Source organism: Mycobacterium intracellulare ATCC 13950 (assembly GCF_000277125.1).
Taxonomy (GTDB): domain Bacteria; phylum Actinomycetota; class Actinomycetes; order Mycobacteriales; family Mycobacteriaceae; genus Mycobacterium; species Mycobacterium intracellulare.
Genome location: NC_016946.1, coordinates 977206 through 995337, shown reverse-complemented (window position 1 = coordinate 995337; position 18132 = coordinate 977206). Strand labels below are relative to the sequence as shown.

The window sequence follows — 18132 nt, the reverse complement described above, 5'->3', positions numbered from 1 at the left end:
CGGTCGCGACTAGTCACATGCGCGGGATATCAAGGGTGACAACAGGGTACAGCCCGGGCCCGTGACAGATGGCTGAAATCGGGGCGCCCGGTGAAAAGCCCGCCGGCTTGGCGGAGCCTCCCGGCGCGCTTTGGCCATTGTCAAATCGCCGCGTCGACTAAGCTGGGGCTCCGCAAATCGGACAGGAGTCACAGCAGATGTCGGTCGCACGCTCGGCCAAAACTTGGCTCGCGCCGGCGGCAAAAAAACTCGCACCGCGCCTGTTCTGGCGGCGGAAGTTTCGAATCCTGCACCGCTTGGGGCAGAGCCGCACGGACATCGGGCTGGTGGCGTCATTGTGCGATCCGAACCGGATCTCCCTGGACATCGGAGCGGACCTCGGCGAATTCACGATTGCGATGGCGGCGTCGTCGCGCTCGGTGACCGCGTTCGAGCCCCGGCCGGCGCAGGCCCGCGATCTGGCAGCGATGTTCGCCGCCGTCGGCGCCCCCGTCCGGGTGGAGGCGGTGGCGCTGTCCGACCGACCCGGCACGATCGCGATGCGGGTGGTCGAATCCGAGCCGGGCCGAAGCACAATCGACACCGACAACGAACTCACCGACGTCAATGGGGATGACATTCGCCGCATCGACGTGCCGGTCAAGCGGCTCGACGACCTGCATCTTGACGACATCGGCCTGATCAAGATCGACGTCGAGGGCCACGAACTCGCAGTGTTACGGGGCGCCACGCAGACGCTCACCCGCAATCGGCCGGCGATCGTGGTGGAAGCCGAGGAACGCCATCACCCCGACGCCGTCGCCGAGATCACGGCGTTGCTGGCCGGTCTCGGTTACGCGGGTCACTTCGATTTCGGTGGCGCTCGTCGGCCCATCGCCGAGTTCGATCCGGCACAGCATCAGGACCCGGCCAACGTCGGCAGGCGGGAGGACGGCTGGGCCGCCCACGGCACCTACGTCAACAACTTCGTCTTCTTGCCCACCGAAGGCTGAGCGGCCTCCGCGATCGTCGCCGCTACGTCGAGCCCAGCGACGATGACTCGCGGTCGGCGAGAAACGGCATCGGCATCCAGCGCGCGGACAGCAGCGCTTCCATCGCGTCGCCGGGCAGGGGACGCGACAGCAGGAAGCCTTGCGCGCGGTGGCAGCCGTGTTGCATCAAAGTCAGTGCGGCAGCGGGGGTTTCGACGCCTTCGGCGACCACTTCCAGCCCGAACGCCTCGGCGAGCCCGATGATGGCGCGGACGATGGCCAGGTCGCCGGCGTCGGTGCCGACATCGCGCACGAACCCGGCGTCGATCTTGAGCATGTCGACCGGCAGGGATTTGAGGTGGGACAGGACGGCATAGCCGGTGCCGAAGTCGTCGATGGCGACCTGCACGCCGACTTCCTTGAGCTCCGACAAGGTTTTTCGCGTGGTGTCGATGTCGTGCACCACGGCGCGTTCGGTGATCTCGAGGCACACCGATGCGGCATCGATTCCGAACTCGCCGATCGTGTCGGCGACGCCTTCGACGAAGCCACGACTGATCAGCTGGATGGGCGACACGTTGATGCGCAGCATGGCGCCGTGCCCGACCCCATGGGCGCGCCACTGGCTGAACTCGGCGCAGGCGCTGCGCATCACCCACCCGCCCAGCTCCGCGGCGAGGTTGGTGGATTCGGCCACGCCGATGAACGAGTCGGGCAGCAGCAGACCCCAGACCGGGTGCCGCCAGCGCACCAGGGCCTCCGCGCCCACGATGGCCCCGGTCCACAAGTCGACCTCGGGCAGGTAATGCAGGAGCAGACCTTCGCTGTCGATGTCGCCCTGCAGGTGCAACTCGATGTCGTTGCGGAAGGCCCGCTTGAGCGACATGTCGTCGGTGGACACCGCCGTCTGATTGCCGCCGGCACGCTTGGCCGTCAGCACCGCCTCGTCCGCCCGGCGGAGCAGATCGGCGCAGTTGTCCGCCCCGGGCGTGCCCACCGCCAGCCCGATGCTGACGGTACGGCTGATCACGTGGCCACCGATGGTCAGGCGATCGCACAGCATCGTCGACAGGCGACGCGCGAACGCCTCGGCGACCTCCGGCGACATCGGCTCGTCCGGGATGACGACGAACTCGTCGCCGCCGAGCCGGGCGATCATGCTCGGCGTTCCCGCGCACTCCTCGATGCGCTGAGCGAAGACCCGGATGAACCAGTCGCCCGCGCTGTGGCCGAGGTAGTCGTTGATCGGCTTGAGCCGGTCGAGATCGAGGTAGAACACCGCGACGGGTCCGGGGCTGCCGGGCGCGAGGCGTCCGGACAGGTGCGCGACCAGCGCCCGCCGGTTGTACACACCGGTCAGGTCGTCGTGCTCGGCGAGGTAGCGGAGCCGCTCTTCGGCGACGATGCGCGCTTGAAGCTGGGCAAACAGCGCGGCGACCGCCTCGAGCGTGTTGATCTCCTCCTGCTTCCACCTGCGGGCGCCGAACTTCACGAAGCCGAGCACGCCGGTGCACGCGTCGCTGGACATCAGCGGCGCGGCCGCCACCGACGGCGACGCCGTCGCCTTGCCCGGCCTCAGCGCGCGGCGGACCCACCCGGCGGACCGATCCGGACGGGTCACCACCGGCTTGCGGTCGCGCTCACACTGGGCGAGCACCGACTCGACGCCGTCCAACTGCAACGCCGCCACCAGATCCGGATCCAGGCTGTCGGTTCGTCTCGGCCATTCGGCGACCAACGTCGACGCCGCGGCATCGTTGTCGTGGTGGCGCAGGAAGCTGGCGTCCACATCGAACTGCTCGACGAGCCGCGCGAGTACCTTTTCGCTGACCGAGGTCGCGGTGGGCGCCGTGGCCTCCATCAGCGCGGTGGCGACGGAGGTGACCACCAGGTTCAGGCTGCGCGGCACGGAATCCTCCGATACGGGGCACTATCCCGTCTGGGTCCCGAAGTCAAAATATGTCCGAGAACGGTATCACGCACGGCCCCGCCCATCCGGGGTTATGAAAAGCTCGCAGCCAACGAAGCAGCGCCGCGGCCGGACGATGTCACTGGCCGTTTGCCGAGGCCGAGTCGCTCGGGATGTCAAGCGTGGCAATCGGGTACAGCCCTGAGCCGTCGCGGCCGTCCCGGGCCAGGGCCATGGATGCGTAATTGACGACGTGCGAGGCGCCCGGCTTGTGTTGCCGCCATTCGACGGACGCCCGCAGCGTGTAGTGGCCGGGCGCCAGGCCCGTCACGTCGACGTGGACCGACTCGCTCGACGATTCGGGAACCGGCTCCTCGCGCGATTGGCTGGTCTCGTCATGGACCAGCTTCGCCAGGTTCACCGTCGCCGGCAGGCTGCGGACCACCGCCCCCGAGAAGTCGACCAGCTTGTAACCGGGCTCCCAGTGCTCGGTGGCCGCCGCCGAACCGTAGTTGGTCCAGGCCACCGAGATCGTCGCCACCTTGCCCTGGATCGACTGCGATCCCGGCTGCGCCTCGACCGAGTACCGGTATCCCGCGGAGGTATTGGCCTTGCCCCACAGCAAAAACAGCTTGGGATCCATCGCCGAGGCAGCATCCCGGTCGGGGAAGTCGGCACTCGAGGTCATCGACACGTGGTACCTGATGACGTCGTGCAGCCCCTTCTCGTAGTACGACCGGGGGTCGGCGCCGCTGGGCAACCGGCACCACTGGCTGATCACCAGGGCCGAGGTGAGCCGCTGCTTGATCGCGTTGACGACGGCGTCGTTGGAGCGCACGTAGTGCGAGTCGCTGGCGTCGGCCCATTCCGGCAACGGCGCCTGCACCCCCAGGCAGTCCGCGCGGATGCCGACCGGCGCGGCCAGTTTCTTCGTCACGTCGTCGGCGAACAATTCGCGGACGATCTCCGGATTCTGGGGGGCCACCACCAATTGCGTGTGCGGGAAGGCATTCGTGTTCGCCGCGGCCAACTGCGCGATGGAGGCCTTGGTGATGCTCTGGTCGCGGAACTGGCTGTAATAGCCCAGCTTTGCCACGCTGTCGTCCGGCGCGGGCCCCGGCGCGCTCAGCGAATCGCGCAGATACGCGACGTGGTTCTCGCCGAAGTCGCCGTAACCGGAGAACTCGAACACGCTGAGCCGCTCGTCGCCGTCATAGCGACGGCCGAGGGCGGCCAGCAGTTGACTGATCCCGTTGAGGTAGTCGGGGTCGTTGAAATTCGGCACCACCTGGGTGACCCCCGGGGCCGAACTCTTCGCCGGCGCGGGATAACTGGCGGCGTACGGCCGTACCCAGTCCGGGATCGCGATGTTCGTGTTGTCGGAAGAGGTGTCGTTGCAACAGGATTTGTAGACGAATACGCCAAGGGCCAGGCGCATGTTCCGGGCCCCGAGCTTGTTCAGCGCGTCGTCGATCGCGCTGAAATCGAACTTGCGGTCGTCGGGCGCGTCGGGGGGCAGTGTGCGCGGATCGACCGGCTGCAACTGCCGCCACGAGACACGCAGGCTGGCGTCATACGACGCGGGCCAGGAGGAGTACCGCTGCTGCGCCGAATTGCCTTGCGGGAAAAGCGGATTCAGCATTTCCTCGTACTGGCCGCGCAGCGGGTTCGGGATCTCCTGCGCGCTGGGTGGGATGGCCGGGCTGACCATCGCGGACAGCGGCCCAGGGTCGCTTTTACCACCGCACGCGCTCAACACCAGCGCCGCGCACACGACAGCGGCAAGCGCGCGCGTCCTCCATGACCACAACATCGTCACCGCGTCAGATCGCACCCGACGACACGTCCGACGGCGAGGGCCCGCGGCCGCTCGCGCAGATGGTCGTCGTCAAGGTTGCTTCTCCCAATACACACCGATGGCGCGTGCAAGTGGCCCTATATTTCGCGGTTTGTCTGGTGCGTGTATCCGACCGGGGCGGGCCACGAATTGGCGTAGCGCAGCGTATCACGCGCGTTCCGGCGACGCTCCGCCGCAGCTCAGCGGGGGTGCGGTCCGTTGACGGCACCCTTCCGCCCGCCGGCGCGCAGTGAGACGGGTCACAATAGCGGTGTCGATGTCACGCTCGGCCGGTCTGCGGTGTCTCAAGGGCACAGGTCCTCACGAACAGGTAGGAGATAGCCATGACCGAGGTGGCGCCTCAGAGAACTCATGTCGTCATTGTCGGCGGCGGATACGCCGGGACGCTCGCGGCCAACCATTTACGGCAGCGCCCGGACATCGACATCACGCTGGTGAACCCCCGGCCGGTCTTCGTGGAGCGCATCCGGTTGCATCAGCTGGTCGCCGACACCGGCGCCGCGACCGCCGATTACGCGACGCTGCTCGGCGACGGGATAGAGCTGATCGTCGACACGGTCGAAGGCATCGACGCGCCGGGCCGGCGCCTGCTGCTGGGCTCCGGCTTCGAGCTGGACTACGACTACCTGATCTACGCCGTCGGCAGCACCGGCGCGACGCCTTCGACGGTGCCGGGCTTCGCCGAGTTCGCCCACTCGGTCGCCGACCTGGAAAGCGCGCAGCGACTGCACTACGCGCTCGCCGACCTGCCGCTGCCCGCACCCGTCACCGTGGTCGGCGGTGGGCTCACGGGCATCGAGATGGCCTCCGAGCTCGCCGAGCGACGACGGCCGGTCACCCTGGTCTGCGACCCCGTTCTCGGCCCGTCGCTGAGCAAGCGGGGCCGGCGCTCGGTGGCCAAGTGGCTGCGCCGCCTCGGTGTCACCGTGCTGGAATCCGTCGCCGTGGCCGAGGTGCGCTGGGATGAGGTGGTGCTCAACGACGGCACCGTGTTGCCCAGCGCGGCCACCGTGTGGACGGCCGGATTCACCGTGCCCGATCTGGCCGCGCGCAGCGGGCTGCGCACCGACCCGATGGGCCGGCTGCTCACCGACGAAACGCTGACCAGCATCGACGACGACCGCATCGTCGCCGCCGGTGACGCAGCCGCGCCGTCCGGTCAGCCGTTGCGGATGAGTTGCCAGGCCGCCGGACCCATGGGCGCCCAGGCCGCCAACACCGTGCTCAGCCGCATCGCCGGGGACGCGCCCGCGGCGCTGAGCCAGGCGTTCGTCGGACAATGCATCAGCCTCGGTCGCGCGCACGCCACCTTCCAGCTGGCACGCACCGACGACACCCCGGTGAACCTGTACCTCGGTGGCCGGGCGGCGGCTTCGCTCAAGGAGACGATCTGCAAGGCCACGCTGTGGGCGATCCGCCGCGAGGCCGCCAAACCCGGTTCGTATTTCTGGCTCAAGGGCGGCAAGCGGCCCGCGCAGTCACCGACCGGCGAGCGGGTCGCGCTGCGATGACACGCGCACCGACCGGCAGCGAGCACGCCGAACGCTTCACCCTGCTGCGGCCGCTGCTGTTCACCATCGCCTACGAGATGCTGGGCTCGGCGACCGAGGCCGACGACGTGCTGCAGGACAGTTATCTGCGGTGGTCGGCCGTCGACCTGTCGACGGTGCGCGACACCAAGTCCTACCTGGCCCAGCTGGTCACCCGGCAGGCGCTCAACGCGCTGCGGGCCGACGCCCGCCGGCGCGAGGAGTACGTGGGCCCGTGGCTGCCCGAGCCGCTGCTCCTCGAAGACCAGGACCCGTCCGCGGATGTCGTTCTCGCAGAGTCGATTTCGATGGCAATGCTGGTCCTGCTGGAGACGCTGAGCCCCGACGAGCGGGCCGTGTTCGTGCTGCGCGAGGTGTTCGGCTTCGACTACGGCGAGATCGCCCAGGCGGTGGGCAAGCCGGCGCCCACGGTGCGACAGGTGGCGCACCGGGCCCGTGAACACGTGCGGGCCCGGCGCAAGCGGTTCGAGGCGGCCGACCCGGAGCGCACCGCGGAGATCACCGCCCAGTTCCTGGCCGCGGCGGCGGGGGGCGACGTGGAAGCGCTGATGACCATGCTGGCCCCGGACGCCACGTGGACGGCCGACAGCGGCGGCGTGGTGAGCGCCGCCCGACGGCCGGTGGTCGGCGCCGACAAGGTGGCCCGGGCGATCGCCGGGCTGATGCGCAGGGCCGCGGAGATGGCCGCGCTGCGGGTGGAGACGGTGACCTGCAACGGCGCGCCGGCAGTGCTGCTCTACCTGGGCGACCAGCTCGAAGGGGTGATCACGGTGGAGATCGCCGACGACAAGATCACCAACTTCTACGTCATGCGCAACCCGCGCAAACTGGCGGCGCTGGCCACCGCTCGCGACATCAGCCGCGGCTGAGCGGCACACTGGGTCGGTGCGCATCGACCGGCTCGGCGATCTCGGCGCCGCACCCCAGGTGCTGCGCGCCCTGGGTGACGCCACGACCCGGTTGGGTCTCCCGCCCCCGGCCGCGCTGACCGGCGAGTGGTTCGGGGCCCTGGCGGTGATCGCGCCGAGCGTGTCGCTGGGGCCGGTGGCTGTCGACGGCGTGTTCGCCGTCGACGCCCCGCGGACTCCCGAGCCGCACGCGGTGGGCGGCGGGTGGATCGGGTACCTGTCGTACCCCGACCCCGGCGCCGACGCGCACCCGAACCGGATCCCCGAGGCCGCGGGCGGCTGGACGGACTGCGTGCTGCGCCGCGACCGCGACGGGCACTGGTGGTACGAAAGCCTCTCCGGCGCGCCGATGCCGGGCTGGCTCGCCGCCGCGCTGGCCGCGCCTGCGTCACCGCCGCGCGAGAGCCGGATCGACTGGGGCATCGCCGACCGGTCCGCGCACCGCGACGGGGTGCTCGCCTGCCTGGAAGCCATCCGCGCCGGCGAGGTCTACCAGGCGTGCGTGTGCACCCAATTCACCGGCACGGTCGCCGGTTTCCCGCTGGACTTCTTCGTCGATGGCGTCGCCCGCACCTCCCCGGCCCGGGCGGCCTACGTCGCGGGTGCGTGGGGCGCGGTGGCGTCGCTGTCGCCGGAGCTCTTCCTACGCCGGCGCGGGACGGCCGTCATGTCCAGCCCGATCAAGGGCACCTTGCCGCTGGACGCCTGGCCGTCGGCGCTGCGCGCCTCGCCCAAGGAGGTGGCCGAAAACATCATGATCGTCGACCTGGTCCGCAACGATCTCGGCCGCGTGGCGGTCGTCGGTTCGGTGACGGTGCCGGAGCTGTTGGTGGTGCGGCGCGCGCCGGGCGTGTGGCACCTGGTGTCCACGGTGGCCGCCCAGGTTCCGGTCGAATTGCCGACGTCGGCGCTGCTGGACGCCACCTTCCCGCCGGCCTCGGTCACCGGGACACCCAAACACCGTGCCCGCCAACTGCTCTCGCAATGGGAACCGCACCGCCGCGGAATCTATTGCGGAACAATCGGATTGGCCTCCCCCGTAGCCGGCTGCGAACTCAACGTCGCGATCCGCACCGTCGAATTCGACGCCGCGGGAGGGGCCGTGCTGGGTGTGGGTGGCGGGATCACCGCCGATTCCGACCCCGACGCCGAGTGGGCCGAATGCCTGCACAAGGCCTCGCCCATCGTAGGGCTGCCGTCGATCGCGGCCGCCAGCCCCGCCGGCTTGTCCTGACGGCGGCGGCCCGCTGCGCCCGGCTTCGCCGCGCTTGCGACCGCCACCGCCGCTAGACGCGGCGAGCCCGCAGCACCGCGTCGTAGAGCTGGCGGGACCGCACCTCGGGATACGCTGCCGCCACCTCGCCGCAGGCGTCCTTGACGCGAGCACCGCCCGCGACCAGCTCCTCGACCTCGACGACCAGCGACGGCAGGTCGGCGCGCGGCGTCGCGCCGGCCAGCACCACGGTGATCTCGCCGAGCACACCGTCGGCCGCCCACTTCGCCAGCTCGTCGAGCGATCCGCGCACCACCTCTTCGTGCACCTTGGTCAGTTCCCGGCAGACCGCGGCCCGCCGCGCGCCGCCGAGCCGCTCGACCGCGTCCTGCAAACAGGCGGGCAACCGGCGCGGCGACTCGAAGAACACACAGGTGCGTCGCTCGTCGGCCAGCGAATCCAGCCAGGTGCGTCGGGCCGCCTTCTTGCGCGGCGCGAACCCCTCGAAACAGAATTTGTCCGCCGGCAGGCCGGACACGGCCAGCGCGGTGGTCACCGCCGAGGGTCCCGGCAGGCATCCCACCGGCAGGCCGGCTTCCACGCACGCCGTCACCAGCCGGAAGCCGGGGTCGTTGATCAGCGGCATCCCGGCGTCGCTGACCACCAGCACGGTCGCGCCCGCCCTGATCGCCTCGAGCACCGGGTCCACCCGGGTGGCCTCGACCCGGTCGAACATGCTGATCACCCGGCCGGTGATCTTCACCTCGAGGGCGGTGGCCAACATCCGGACCCTGCGGGTGTCCTCGGCGGCCACCACGTCGGCCGTGGCCAGCGCGTCCAGGAGGCGGGGCGAGGCGTCCGAGGGCTGACCCAAGGGGGTCGCGCCCAGCAACAGGCGGCCGGTGGTCATGCTCGACAGCCTACGATCGACACCGATGACTGCCCCGCCCCGCGAATCCCCCTTGAACGCCCAGGGTGTCGAAAAGGAGCGCGTGGTCCCGGTCGTCAGCCCGGGCCCGCGGGTTCCGGTGGCCGATTTCGGTCCGACCGATCACGTCCGCGGCTGGGTGGTGACCGGCGTGATCACCGTGGCGGCCGCGGTGACCCGCTTCCTGAACCTGGGCTCGCCCACCGATGCCGGCACGCCGGTCTTCGACGAGAAGCACTACGCCCCGCAGGCTTGGCAGGCGCTGCACAACCACGGGGTGGAGGACAATCCGGGGTTCGGTCTGGTTGTCCACCCGCCGGTGGGCAAGCAGCTCATCGCGATCGGCGAGGCGATCTTCGGCTACAGCGGCGTCGGCTGGCGGTTCACCGGCGCATTGCTCGGCGTGGTCATGGTGGCGCTGGTGATGCGGATCGTCCGGCGGATCAGCCGGTCGACGCTGGTCGGCGCGATCGCCGGGGTGCTGGTCATCTGCGACGGCGTCAGCTTCGTCGCCTCGCGGACCGCGCTGCTCGACGGCATCCTGACGTTTTTCGTGGTCGCCGCGTTCGGCGCGTTGATCGTCGACCGCGACGAGGTGCGGCAACGAATGCACGTCGCGCTGCTGCAGGGCCGCAATGCCGACACGGCGTGGGGCCCACGCCTGGGTGTGCGGTGGTGGCGCTTCGGCGCCGGGGTGCTGCTCGGATTGGCATGCGGCACAAAGTGGTCGGGCCTCTACTTCGTGGTGTTTTTCGGCGTGATGTCGCTGGCGTTCGACGTGGCCGCGCGCCGCCAGTACCAGGTCGACCGGCCCTGGATGGGGACGCTGCGACGCGACCTCATCCCCACCGGCTATGCGCTGGGCCTGATTCCGGTGCTGGTGTATCTGGCCAGCTACGCCCCGTGGTTCGCCTCCGAGACGGCCATCGATCGGCACGAGGTGGGCCAGACGATCGGCCCGCATTCGTTGATCCCGTTACCCGATGCGATCCGGTCGCTGTGGCACTACTCGGCCAAGGCTTTTCAATTCCACGCGAGCCTGACGAATGCGGCGGGCAACTATCACCCGTGGGAATCGAAACCGTGGAGCTGGCCGATGTCGTTGCGGCCGGTGCTCTATGCGATCGACGAGCAGAATGTGCCGGGCTGTGGCGCGCAGTCCTGCGTCAAGGCCGAGATGCTGGTGGGTACGCCGGCCATGTGGTGGGTGGCGGTGCCGGTGTTGATTTTCGCGCTGTGGCGCATGCTGGTGCGCCGCGATTGGCGTTACGCCGCTGTGCTGGTGGGCTATTGCGCGGGCTGGCTGCCGTGGTTCGCCAACATCGATCGGCAGATGTACTTCTTCTACGCGGCGACGATGGCGCCGTTTTTGGTGATGGCCATCGCGCTGATTTGCGGCGACATCCTCTACACCCCGGGGGCGCCCGCCCGGGGGCCCGGGGTGAACTCGGAGCGACGCACGCTGGGGTTGATCGCCGTCTGCGCCTATGTGGCGTTGGTGGTGACCAACTTCGCCTGGCTGTTCCCGGTGCTCACCGGTCTGCCGATTTCGCAGCAGACGTGGAACATGGAGATCTGGCTGCCCAGCTGGCGCTGATTCTTTCCCGCGAGACCGCAACCAGCGGCGGCGTCACTCGGGAAATGCATTGGGACTTACAGTTTCGCGGCGTTGTCAGACCGCGTCGCGGCTGACGGGGCACGACATGCAGCGGGGGCCGCCGCGGCCGGTGCCCAATTCGGATCCCGCGATGGTCAGCACTTCGATGCCGGCCTCCTGCAGGCGAATGTTGGTCTGCACGTTGCGTTCATAGGCGACGACGACGCCGGGTGCCAGCGCCAGCGTGTTGTTGCCGTCGTCCCACTGCTCGCGTTCGGCGATGACGGGGTCGAGCCCGGTGTCGATCACCCGCAGCTTGTCGATCTCCATCGCCTTGGCCGCGCCCTCCAGGAAGGGGACCTCGTCGCTGATGGCGACCCCGTCGGGGGTGCGCTGGATGGTGAACGCCGACAACGTGTCGACGATGTTGGCGTACATCACCACCGTGTCCGTGTCGACCATCGTGCACACCGTGTCCAGATGCATCTGCGCGCGCCGCTGCGCAATCGGCACCGCGAGCACCGTGTGCGCGAGATCGTCGTCAAACAGGCTGCGGGCCAACGCTTCCGCGCCGGCGGGGGTGGTGCGCTCCCCCACCCCGACCGCGACCACGCCGGGCGCGAGCAGCAGCACGTCACCACCCTCGACGGGCGCAGTACGCGACTCGTAGGCGCGCCGCACCCCGGTGAACCGCGGGTGATGGGCATAGATGAGATCGGTCAACGACGCCTCACGGACCCGGGCCCGCAGCGCCAGCGTCGGGATCACCACCCGCGGGCCGATCCAGATCGACGAGTCCCGGGTGAACACCAGGTTGGGCAGCGGTTCGATGACGAAATCGCCGCCGTGGTGCATGCGCAGCACCAGCGACACGTCGGTGCGGGTGTCCGCGGGCAACTCGTTGAACGTCATGCCCGCCATCAGGACCTGCGCCAGGCGGGCGGGCTCCAGTCCCCGCAGGTACGCCGAAAGCTCTTGCGCCAGTGGCACTCCGAGCCTCCGTGCGTCCACGGCGGCCGCCACGCCCTGCATCCGCGCGGCCCCGCTGTGCGTCAGCGCCTCGGTGAGCAGGTCCGATAGTAACAGCACTTCGACCCCACGGGAACGCAGCACCTCGGCGAACTGGTCGTGCTCGTCCTGCGCGCGGGCGACCCACGGGAGGCCGTCGAACAGCAGCTGGTCGACGTTGCGCGGGTTGAGGCGGAGCAACTCGGCGCCCGGGCGGTGCACGATGACCGTGCGCAGCGCGCCGACCTCGGACTTGGTGCCCAGCTCAACCTCACCCACGACTCAACCGTAGCGGCGTCGGGGGCCGGACGGGCGCGTCACACGCCCGCCGCGCGGCCCGCCGCCATCGAACGAATGTGCGATAAACTGGGTCGCGTGGAGGTTGCGGTTCAAGGCTCCCTGTTCCAGCACACCGAGCGCCGACAGCTCGGTGACGGCGCGTTCATCGAAATCCGCGCCGGCTGGCTGACCGACGCGGACGACCTGCTGGACGCCTTGTTGTCGACGGTGCCGTGGCGCGAGGAGCGCCGCCAGATGTACGACCGGGTGGTCGACGTCCCTCGGCTGGTCAGCTTCCACGACCTCACGGTCGACGATCCGCCACACCCGATGCTGACCCGGCTGCGGCGGCGGCTCAACGACATCTACGCCGGCGAGCTCGGTGAGCCGTTCACCACGGTGGGGCTGTGCTGCTACCGCGACGGCTCCGACAGCGTGGCCTGGCACGGCGACACGATCGGCCGGAGCAGTTCCGAGGACACCATGGTGGCGATCGTCAGCCTGGGCGCCACCCGCGCGTTCGCGATGCGGCGCCGCGGCGGCGGCCCGTCGCTGCGGCTGCCGCAGGCGCACGGGGATCTGCTGGTGATGGGCGGGTCATGCCAGCGGACGTGGGAGCACGCCGTGCCCAAGACGGCGGCACCGGTCGGTCCTCGGGTGAGCATCCAGTTCCGGCCGCGCGGCGTGCGCTAGCGGCGGTCGCAAGCGCGGCCGTGGCGATCGCGAGCGCGGCGAAGCCGGGCGAAGCGGGTCGCCACTATCGACATAAGCCGGGCGCAGCGGGCCGCCGCCATCAAGCCCAGCGGCGGTCGCAAGCGCGGCCGTGGCGATCGCGAGCGCGGCGAAGCCGGGCGAAGCGGGTCGCCACTATCGACATAAGCCGGGCGCAGCCGGCCGCCGCCGTCAAGCCCAGCGGCGGTCGCAAGCGCGGCCGTGGCGGTCGCAAGCGCGGCGAAGCCGGGCGCAGCGGGCCGCCGCCATCAAGCCCAGCGGCGGTCGCAAGCGCAGGGGCCGCCGCCGTCAAGCCGTCTAGGCACGCACCGACGCCACCGCTTTGACGAGCAGGTCGCGCGCGCGTTGGGTGTCGACCGGCGCGACGGGCTGATCGGGAATCACCAGCGGGTTGGCGATGACGATCACCTGGTAGTCGCCGAACGAGGCCGAATAGTCGAACAACTCGCCCGTGCGTGGACCGCCCGGGGTCAGCGCCTGCATGACGCGATGCACGCCGAGCGTGCGGGTGCTGTCGATCCGCGGCGCCTCGACCACCTGGACGCCGCCGCGCAGCTGCGGGCCGGCGAAGGTCACCTTTTGGCAGTCTTTTCCGGGATCGTTGAGGGGCAACGCTTTTGAGGTCTCCAGCGCGATCACCACGAACCGGTTGCCGCGGCCCTCGGCGGTGACCGCGGACATGTTGCCCTGCAGGTCCGCCGGCATGTCCGGCCCGGCCGCCACTTTCGCGCAGTTCGCCGGGTCGAACGTCAATCCGTCGGGCAGCTTTCGGCCGGCCAGCAGCTTGGGATCGATTCCCCGTTCGCTGATGTCGCTGACCTTGAAATCGGGTCCGAAGCTGGACTTGACGTCGACGACCTTGTTGATGTCGACCTTCGCCTCGGGAGTGGCCGATGAGCACCCGGCCAGGACGCAGGCGGCCGCGAGCGCGAGCAACATCTTGGACATCGTGGCCAATCTACCCAAGCGGATAGTTCAGCTGCGCAACGTGGACACCGTTTTGGCGAGCAGATCCGCGGCGAATCGCGGTGGCAGGACCGGAAGCGCTGAACCTGGATCGGTGGTCAGCGTGGTGAACGCGTAAAAGTCGCCCAGATACGCGGTGAATGTGTAGACGCGGGAATCTATTTCGGTGCCCGACTCGACCGATGACTTGACGTCGGCGACCATGCCGATGGTTTGGACACCGTCGACGTGCGGTGCATCGGTGAGGTGGACGTGTGCCACGGTGTTCCCGGCGGTCTCCGACCAGTGGGCGCACGCGGTGAGCAGGTCCTCCGGGAAATCCACCGGTCCCGGCAAAGCCACCACCACCGCGTTGACGATGCCGCCGCTCCCCGAGCCCGACACGCCCTGCGCCGATTGGTCGCGCCCGTTCCCGGGGTCGGCGAGCGTCCCGCATTTGGCGGGCTTGGGGTGTGGGTCATCGCCCAGGCCCCAGATCACCCTCGGCGAGGCGGCGCTGGGGATTGCGGTGCTCACCTCGTAACCGGGCGGCATGTCGCGAATGATCCGTTTGATGTTGGCGGGGTTGACGGCGGCGGTGTTGCTCGGCGGCGATTTCGCCGGAACCGCCGGCGGTTTGGGCGCGGGTTGATGAGCGCACCCGGCGACGGCCAACGTGAGCGCGGCAGTCACCGCCGGGCCAATCCCGAACGGCCGCATGAGGAGTTGATAGCACAGGACGCCGCCATAGCGGCGCCCCCACGCCAGCGCCGGTCTCAGCCGACCGCCTCGATCACCTGCCGGGCCACGCGCCTGATCTGCTCGGCCTCGTCGGGGCCGAACGGCAGGTGACGCGGGTGCGGCACGTCGATCACGGTGGTGATCACGCCGATGTCTTCACGCTGCCACACCGCACCGTAGCGGTCCATGATCGCGCGCATCGGCCCATTGTCGGAAAGCATTCGCGCGGAGAACCTTTCGACGCCGTCGACATCGGCGGCGATGGACAGTGCGCTGATCAAATAGGTGCCGATGCCCCGGCCCTGATAGGCGTCGGCGACGGTGAACGCGATCTCGGCGACCGTCGGGTCGTTTTCGTCGCGCACGAAGCGCGCGTCGGCCACCGGGTCGCTGCCGTCGGTGACCACCCACACGAAGTGGTCGACGTAGTCGACCTCCGACAGGTAGTGCATCAACGCAGGCGTGGGAAGACGCGGGGTCATGAAGCGCCGATACAGCGTGTCGCCGGAGAAGTAGATGTGTCCGTGCACGGTGCGCTCGCTGTCGCCGGGCAGCACCGGGCGCAGCAACAGGAGCGTGCCGTCGCGCACGCGAATCGGGATCGGCGTGATGAACGCGGCGAGCCGCTGGCGCGCGGTGCGCAACAGCCGCGGCGTGATGCCCGGGATGTGCACCATGCTGGCGAAGGATCTGGTGTCACCGACCCATCCGGTCAGCGGTTCGGCGGCGCTGACCGTCGCGGTCCGGGGAATGTCGCGCAGCAGGGCGATCTCGCCGACGATCATGCCAGGGGACGCATGCTCGACGATCACCACGCCGTCGTCACCGACGTGTTTGATCTCGGCGGTACCCGAGGAGATCAGCAGGAACGAGACGGCTTGCTCCCCCTGGCGCATCAGCACCTCGCCGGCCGCGGCGCGCAGCGGCTGCAGGCGGCCCGCCAACGGCGCAAGGTCTTCGGGGGGACATCCCTTGAAGATGTCCATCGTCGCCAGCTCGTCCACCCGGGCGCCGGTCAGTCCGGCCACCGCTACCGACCGCCGCCCGCAGCATCGCGACACCGCTGTGCACGTCGCGATGGTGCCATGACCTGCCCCGCCTGCTTGCCGTCGTCTGGTGCGCCAGGCCCGAGCCTCCTGGACGCGGTCGGATGTTGCCCAGGTTATGAGCAGGTAGCGGCCGCGGCAAGGATGCCGGCGTCTAATGAGCCGAAACTAGTGCGCGGCCCGGGCGGCCAGGATGAGCTCGACCGCGGCGGCAAGGTCGTCCACCACGATGTCGGCGTCGGGGGACGCCTCGCCGCCGGAGCGGAGCAGGATGGTCGCCGCTCCCGCCGCCCGACCCGCCCTCATGTCGATGTCGCTGTCGCCAATCATCACGGATGCGGTCAGATCGATGCCGTGTTCGGCCGCGGCGCGCACCAACATGCCGGTGCCGGGTTTGCGGCAGTCGCAACTGTTCGCGGCGTGCGGGCAATGGTAGGCGGCGTCGATCCGGGCGCCGTCGTCCGCGAGCAGTTGTTGCAGGCGGTTCTGGACGGCAGTGAAATGTGTTGGATCGGAAGCGGGTTCGGAGAGCCACCGCTGGTTGGTCACCAGTACGGTCCGCAGTCCCGCGGCGTTCAGGGCGGCCAGCGCCGCGGCGGCGCCCGGTAGCAGCACCAGTTCCGCGGGTGACCGGATGTACTCACCCTCGGCGGCCTTGACGTTGATGGTGCCGTCTCGGTCCAGAAAGACGGTGCGCACGTCGCGCAGATCGGCTGCGGCCATCGTCGATGTCAGGACGGCCCGGGAAACAGTGCCGCCTCGACCATTTCGCAAATGGAATGGCCCAGGTGCAGGCATGCCTCCTGAACCCGGGCCGTGTCGTCGCTGGGAACCCGGATGCAGATTTTCGCCACATCGGCCACCTTGCCGCCGAGTGCGCCCGTGAGCGTGACGGTCGTCATTCCCGCCTGGCCGGCGACCTCGAGCGCGCGAACGACGTTGGGAGAGTTGCCCGACGTGGTCAGCCCGATCACCACGTCCCCGGGGCGCCCGGTGGCGAGAACCTGGCGGGCGAACACCTCGTCGTAGGAGTAGTCGTTGGAGATCGCCGTGATGGCGGCCGTCGCGTCGGGCAGGCTGATCGCCGCCAGACCGGGACGGTCAAAGGCAAAGCGGCCCATGAGTTCTGCCGCCAGGTGCCCGGCGTCTTGCGCCGATCCCCCGTTGCCGAAGAAGATCACCTTGCCCCCGGCGCGCAGCGAGACGATGATCGCGCGCGCGACCTCGACGGTCTGCGCGGCGACATCGCCCTGCTGCATCTGTTGCTTGACCGCGATCGTTTCGGCCAAGCGCTGCTGAACCAGCTCCACGCTCGGCGAGACCGCGTCCGAGCCGGTCATGCCAGCCATGTCGTCAATCCCTTGCTCTCGAACGCGAATTCGGTGACGTTGGCCTCCGCGCCCTCGAGCGCTTCGATGAGCCGGTGCTTCTTGGCGAAGTCACAGAACAACAGGATGTATCCCCCACCGCCGGCCCCGGTGAGCTTTCCGCCCAGCGCCCCGTTTTTCAGGGCCAGCTCGTAGAGGTCGTCGATGCGCTCGTTGGTGATGTAGGGCGACATGCGTTTCTTCTGGGTCCACGCCTCGCCCAGCAGCGCACCGAAGTCGTTCAGCTTGCCTGTCAGCAACGCCGCCTTCATCGCGACCGCCAAGTCCTTCTGGGCCCGCAGGCCCTCCAGCGTGTCATCCGAACCCGTTGTGGCGCGGCGGGTTTGGTCCTCGATCACCCGCGCGGAGTCGCGGGTGATGCCCGTGTAGCACAGCAGCAGGCTGAGCTCGAGCTCGAAGGCGGTCTCGTCGCGGATTCGCAGCGGGTTGACGATCACGCGGTCGGTGAACTCGATGAAATTGAAGCCGCCGAACGTCGCGGCGTACATGTCCTGCATGCCGCCCGCGATGCCCAGGTCGTCGCGTTCGATGGCACACGCCAGTTGGGCCGTCTCGTATTCGCCCATGGGCACCCGGTAGTGCTCGGCGAGCAGGCCGGTGAGCGCGACCATCATCGTCGACGACGAGCCCAGCCCCGATCCCGGCGGGGCGCTGGAGCGCAGCACCAGGTCGTAGCCGTCCGTGCCGTCACGGCCGAACCGGCGCACCGCGGCCTTGATCAGATCGAGGCTGCCGTCGTAGAGAATCTCGCTGTCCAGCGTCATCTCGTGCGTGGTCTTGAAGTCCACCGACTCGATGCTGACCCGGCGGTCGGTGCGCGGGGCGAGCGATCCCTGGGCGTAGCGGTCGATGGTCGCCGACAGGACGCAGCCGCCTTCGGTCGTCGGGAACGGGGGCACGTCGGTGCCGCCGCCGGCGAAGGAGATCCGCAGCGGCGCTCGCGCGCGAATCCGTGGCCGTGTCATGGGGATTCTCTGTCGAGCGGATCGCCCAGCTGCGAGACCACGCGTGCCACGTGCCAACCCCATCGTTCTGCGTCCGGAAGCGCCGCCAGACTAA

General features: G+C 69.3%; 16 protein-coding genes. 6 read left to right on the top strand and 10 right to left on the bottom strand.

Going from position 1 to position 18132, the window contains the following annotated elements; translation table 11 throughout:
- Positions 1–197: 197 nt before the first annotated feature.
- On the top strand, positions 198–992 hold the full coding sequence (locus OCU_RS29945; RefSeq protein ID WP_009955586.1) for an FkbM family methyltransferase: 795 nt from the start codon (positions 198–200) through the stop codon (positions 990–992).
- A gap of 22 nt (positions 993–1014) precedes the next feature.
- On the opposite strand, the gene OCU_RS29940 is transcribed toward OCU_RS29945, so the two are convergent.
- Together OCU_RS29940 and OCU_RS29935 are read right to left on the bottom strand one after the other, a co-directional pair.
- Entirely contained in the window at positions 1015–2880 is a 1866-nt protein-coding gene (locus OCU_RS29940; RefSeq protein WP_009955585.1) for a putative bifunctional diguanylate cyclase/phosphodiesterase, read from the bottom strand.
- 139 nt (positions 2881–3019) lie between these two features.
- Positions 3020–4693, bottom strand: coding sequence for a hypothetical protein (locus tag OCU_RS29935; RefSeq protein WP_044059227.1), 1674 nt, complete (start codon positions 4691–4693; stop codon positions 3020–3022).
- Between the two features lie 368 nt (positions 4694–5061).
- Between OCU_RS29935 and OCU_RS29930 the strand changes: the two genes are divergently transcribed.
- Genes OCU_RS29930 through OCU_RS29920 form a run of 3 tightly spaced genes read left to right on the top strand, consistent with a single transcriptional unit; the run spans position 5062 to position 8430 of the window.
- On the top strand, positions 5062–6249 hold the full coding sequence (locus OCU_RS29930) for an NAD(P)/FAD-dependent oxidoreductase (protein WP_009955583.1): 1188 nt from the start codon (positions 5062–5064) through the stop codon (positions 6247–6249).
- A complete protein-coding gene (locus OCU_RS29925) occupies positions 6246–7157 on the top strand; it encodes an RNA polymerase sigma-70 factor (RefSeq protein WP_009955582.1) in 912 nt (303 codons plus the stop codon). Before OCU_RS29930 ends, OCU_RS29925 begins: the two co-directional genes overlap by 4 nt.
- A gap of 16 nt (positions 7158–7173) precedes the next feature.
- Positions 7174–8430, top strand: a complete 1257-nt coding sequence (locus OCU_RS29920) for an aminodeoxychorismate synthase component I (protein ID WP_014379306.1) — start codon at positions 7174–7176, stop codon at positions 8428–8430.
- Between the two features lie 52 nt (positions 8431–8482).
- Here the strand turns inward: OCU_RS29920 and rsmI are convergent, their stop codons facing one another.
- Complete coding sequence (gene rsmI, locus OCU_RS29915) at positions 8483–9319, bottom strand: 16S rRNA (cytidine(1402)-2'-O)-methyltransferase (RefSeq protein WP_014379305.1); 837 nt, start codon at positions 9317–9319, stop codon at positions 8483–8485.
- Between the two features lie 82 nt (positions 9320–9401).
- On the opposite strand from rsmI, the gene OCU_RS29910 reads away from it, so the two are divergent.
- The gene (locus OCU_RS29910) at positions 9402–10934 is read left to right on the top strand and encodes a dolichyl-phosphate-mannose--protein mannosyltransferase (RefSeq protein WP_162130889.1); all 1533 of its coding nucleotides are present in this window, start codon (positions 9402–9404) and stop codon (positions 10932–10934) included.
- Between the two features lie 75 nt (positions 10935–11009).
- On the opposite strand, the gene arcA is transcribed toward OCU_RS29910, so the two are convergent.
- A complete protein-coding gene (gene arcA, locus OCU_RS29905) occupies positions 11010–12221 on the bottom strand; it encodes an arginine deiminase (protein WP_009954974.1) in 1212 nt (403 codons plus the stop codon).
- A 96-nt stretch (positions 12222–12317) separates the two neighbouring features.
- On the opposite strand from arcA, the gene OCU_RS29900 reads away from it, so the two are divergent.
- Complete coding sequence (locus tag OCU_RS29900; RefSeq protein ID WP_009954975.1) at positions 12318–12914, top strand: alpha-ketoglutarate-dependent dioxygenase AlkB; 597 nt, start codon at positions 12318–12320, stop codon at positions 12912–12914.
- Between the two features lie 336 nt (positions 12915–13250).
- On the opposite strand, the gene OCU_RS29895 is transcribed toward OCU_RS29900, so the two are convergent.
- The 6 genes from OCU_RS29895 to OCU_RS29870 form a co-directional block, all read right to left on the bottom strand.
- Positions 13251–13901, bottom strand: a complete 651-nt coding sequence (locus OCU_RS29895) for a DUF5642 family protein (protein ID WP_009957785.1) — start codon at positions 13899–13901, stop codon at positions 13251–13253.
- Between the two features lie 27 nt (positions 13902–13928).
- A complete protein-coding gene (locus OCU_RS29890) occupies positions 13929–14618 on the bottom strand; it encodes a DUF5642 family protein (protein ID WP_009957786.1) in 690 nt (229 codons plus the stop codon).
- 56 nt (positions 14619–14674) lie between these two features.
- Positions 14675–15625, bottom strand: coding sequence for a GNAT family N-acetyltransferase (locus tag OCU_RS29885; RefSeq protein WP_085977618.1), 951 nt, complete (start codon positions 15623–15625; stop codon positions 14675–14677).
- Positions 15626–15853: 228 nt separating this feature from the next.
- Positions 15854–16408 carry a D-glycero-alpha-D-manno-heptose-1,7-bisphosphate 7-phosphatase gene (locus OCU_RS29880; RefSeq protein ID WP_009957788.1) on the bottom strand — a complete coding sequence of 185 codons (555 nt, stop codon included), beginning with the start codon at positions 16406–16408 and terminating at the stop codon, positions 15854–15856.
- 8 nt (positions 16409–16416) lie between these two features.
- The gene (locus OCU_RS29875) at positions 16417–17034 is read right to left on the bottom strand and encodes a D-sedoheptulose-7-phosphate isomerase (protein WP_029385684.1); all 618 of its coding nucleotides are present in this window, start codon (positions 17032–17034) and stop codon (positions 16417–16419) included.
- Positions 17022–18038 (bottom strand): GHMP family kinase ATP-binding protein, encoded by a 1017-nt coding sequence (locus OCU_RS29870; RefSeq protein WP_009957791.1) that lies wholly within the window; start codon positions 18036–18038, stop codon positions 17022–17024. The genes OCU_RS29875 and OCU_RS29870 overlap by 13 nt, the downstream gene beginning before the upstream one ends.
- Positions 18039–18132 lie beyond the last annotated feature (94 nt).

Coding starts and splice junctions, on each gene's coding strand:
- OCU_RS29935 (WP_044059227.1), bottom strand. CDS start 4,693: ATGTTGTGGTCATGGAGGACGCGCGCGCTTGCCGCTGTCGTGTGCGCG.
- OCU_RS29890 (WP_009957786.1), bottom strand. CDS start 14,618: ATGCGGCCGTTCGGGATTGGCCCGGCGGTGACTGCCGCGCTCACGTTG.
- OCU_RS29945 (WP_009955586.1), top strand. CDS start 198: ATGTCGGTCGCACGCTCGGCCAAAACTTGGCTCGCGCCGGCGGCAAAA.
- OCU_RS29930 (WP_009955583.1), top strand. CDS start 5,062: ATGACCGAGGTGGCGCCTCAGAGAACTCATGTCGTCATTGTCGGCGGC.
- OCU_RS29925 (WP_009955582.1), top strand. CDS start 6,246: ATGACACGCGCACCGACCGGCAGCGAGCACGCCGAACGCTTCACCCTG.
- OCU_RS29875 (WP_029385684.1), bottom strand. CDS start 17,034: ATGGCTGGCATGACCGGCTCGGACGCGGTCTCGCCGAGCGTGGAGCTG.
- rsmI (WP_014379305.1), bottom strand. CDS start 9,319: ATGACCACCGGCCGCCTGTTGCTGGGCGCGACCCCCTTGGGTCAGCCC.
- OCU_RS29895 (WP_009957785.1), bottom strand. CDS start 13,901: ATGTCCAAGATGTTGCTCGCGCTCGCGGCCGCCTGCGTCCTGGCCGGG.
- OCU_RS29885 (WP_085977618.1), bottom strand. CDS start 15,625: ATGGACATCTTCAAGGGATGTCCCCCCGAAGACCTTGCGCCGTTGGCG.
- OCU_RS29870 (WP_009957791.1), bottom strand. CDS start 18,038: ATGACACGGCCACGGATTCGCGCGCGAGCGCCGCTGCGGATCTCCTTC.
- OCU_RS29880 (WP_009957788.1), bottom strand. CDS start 16,408: ATGGCCGCAGCCGATCTGCGCGACGTGCGCACCGTCTTTCTGGACCGA.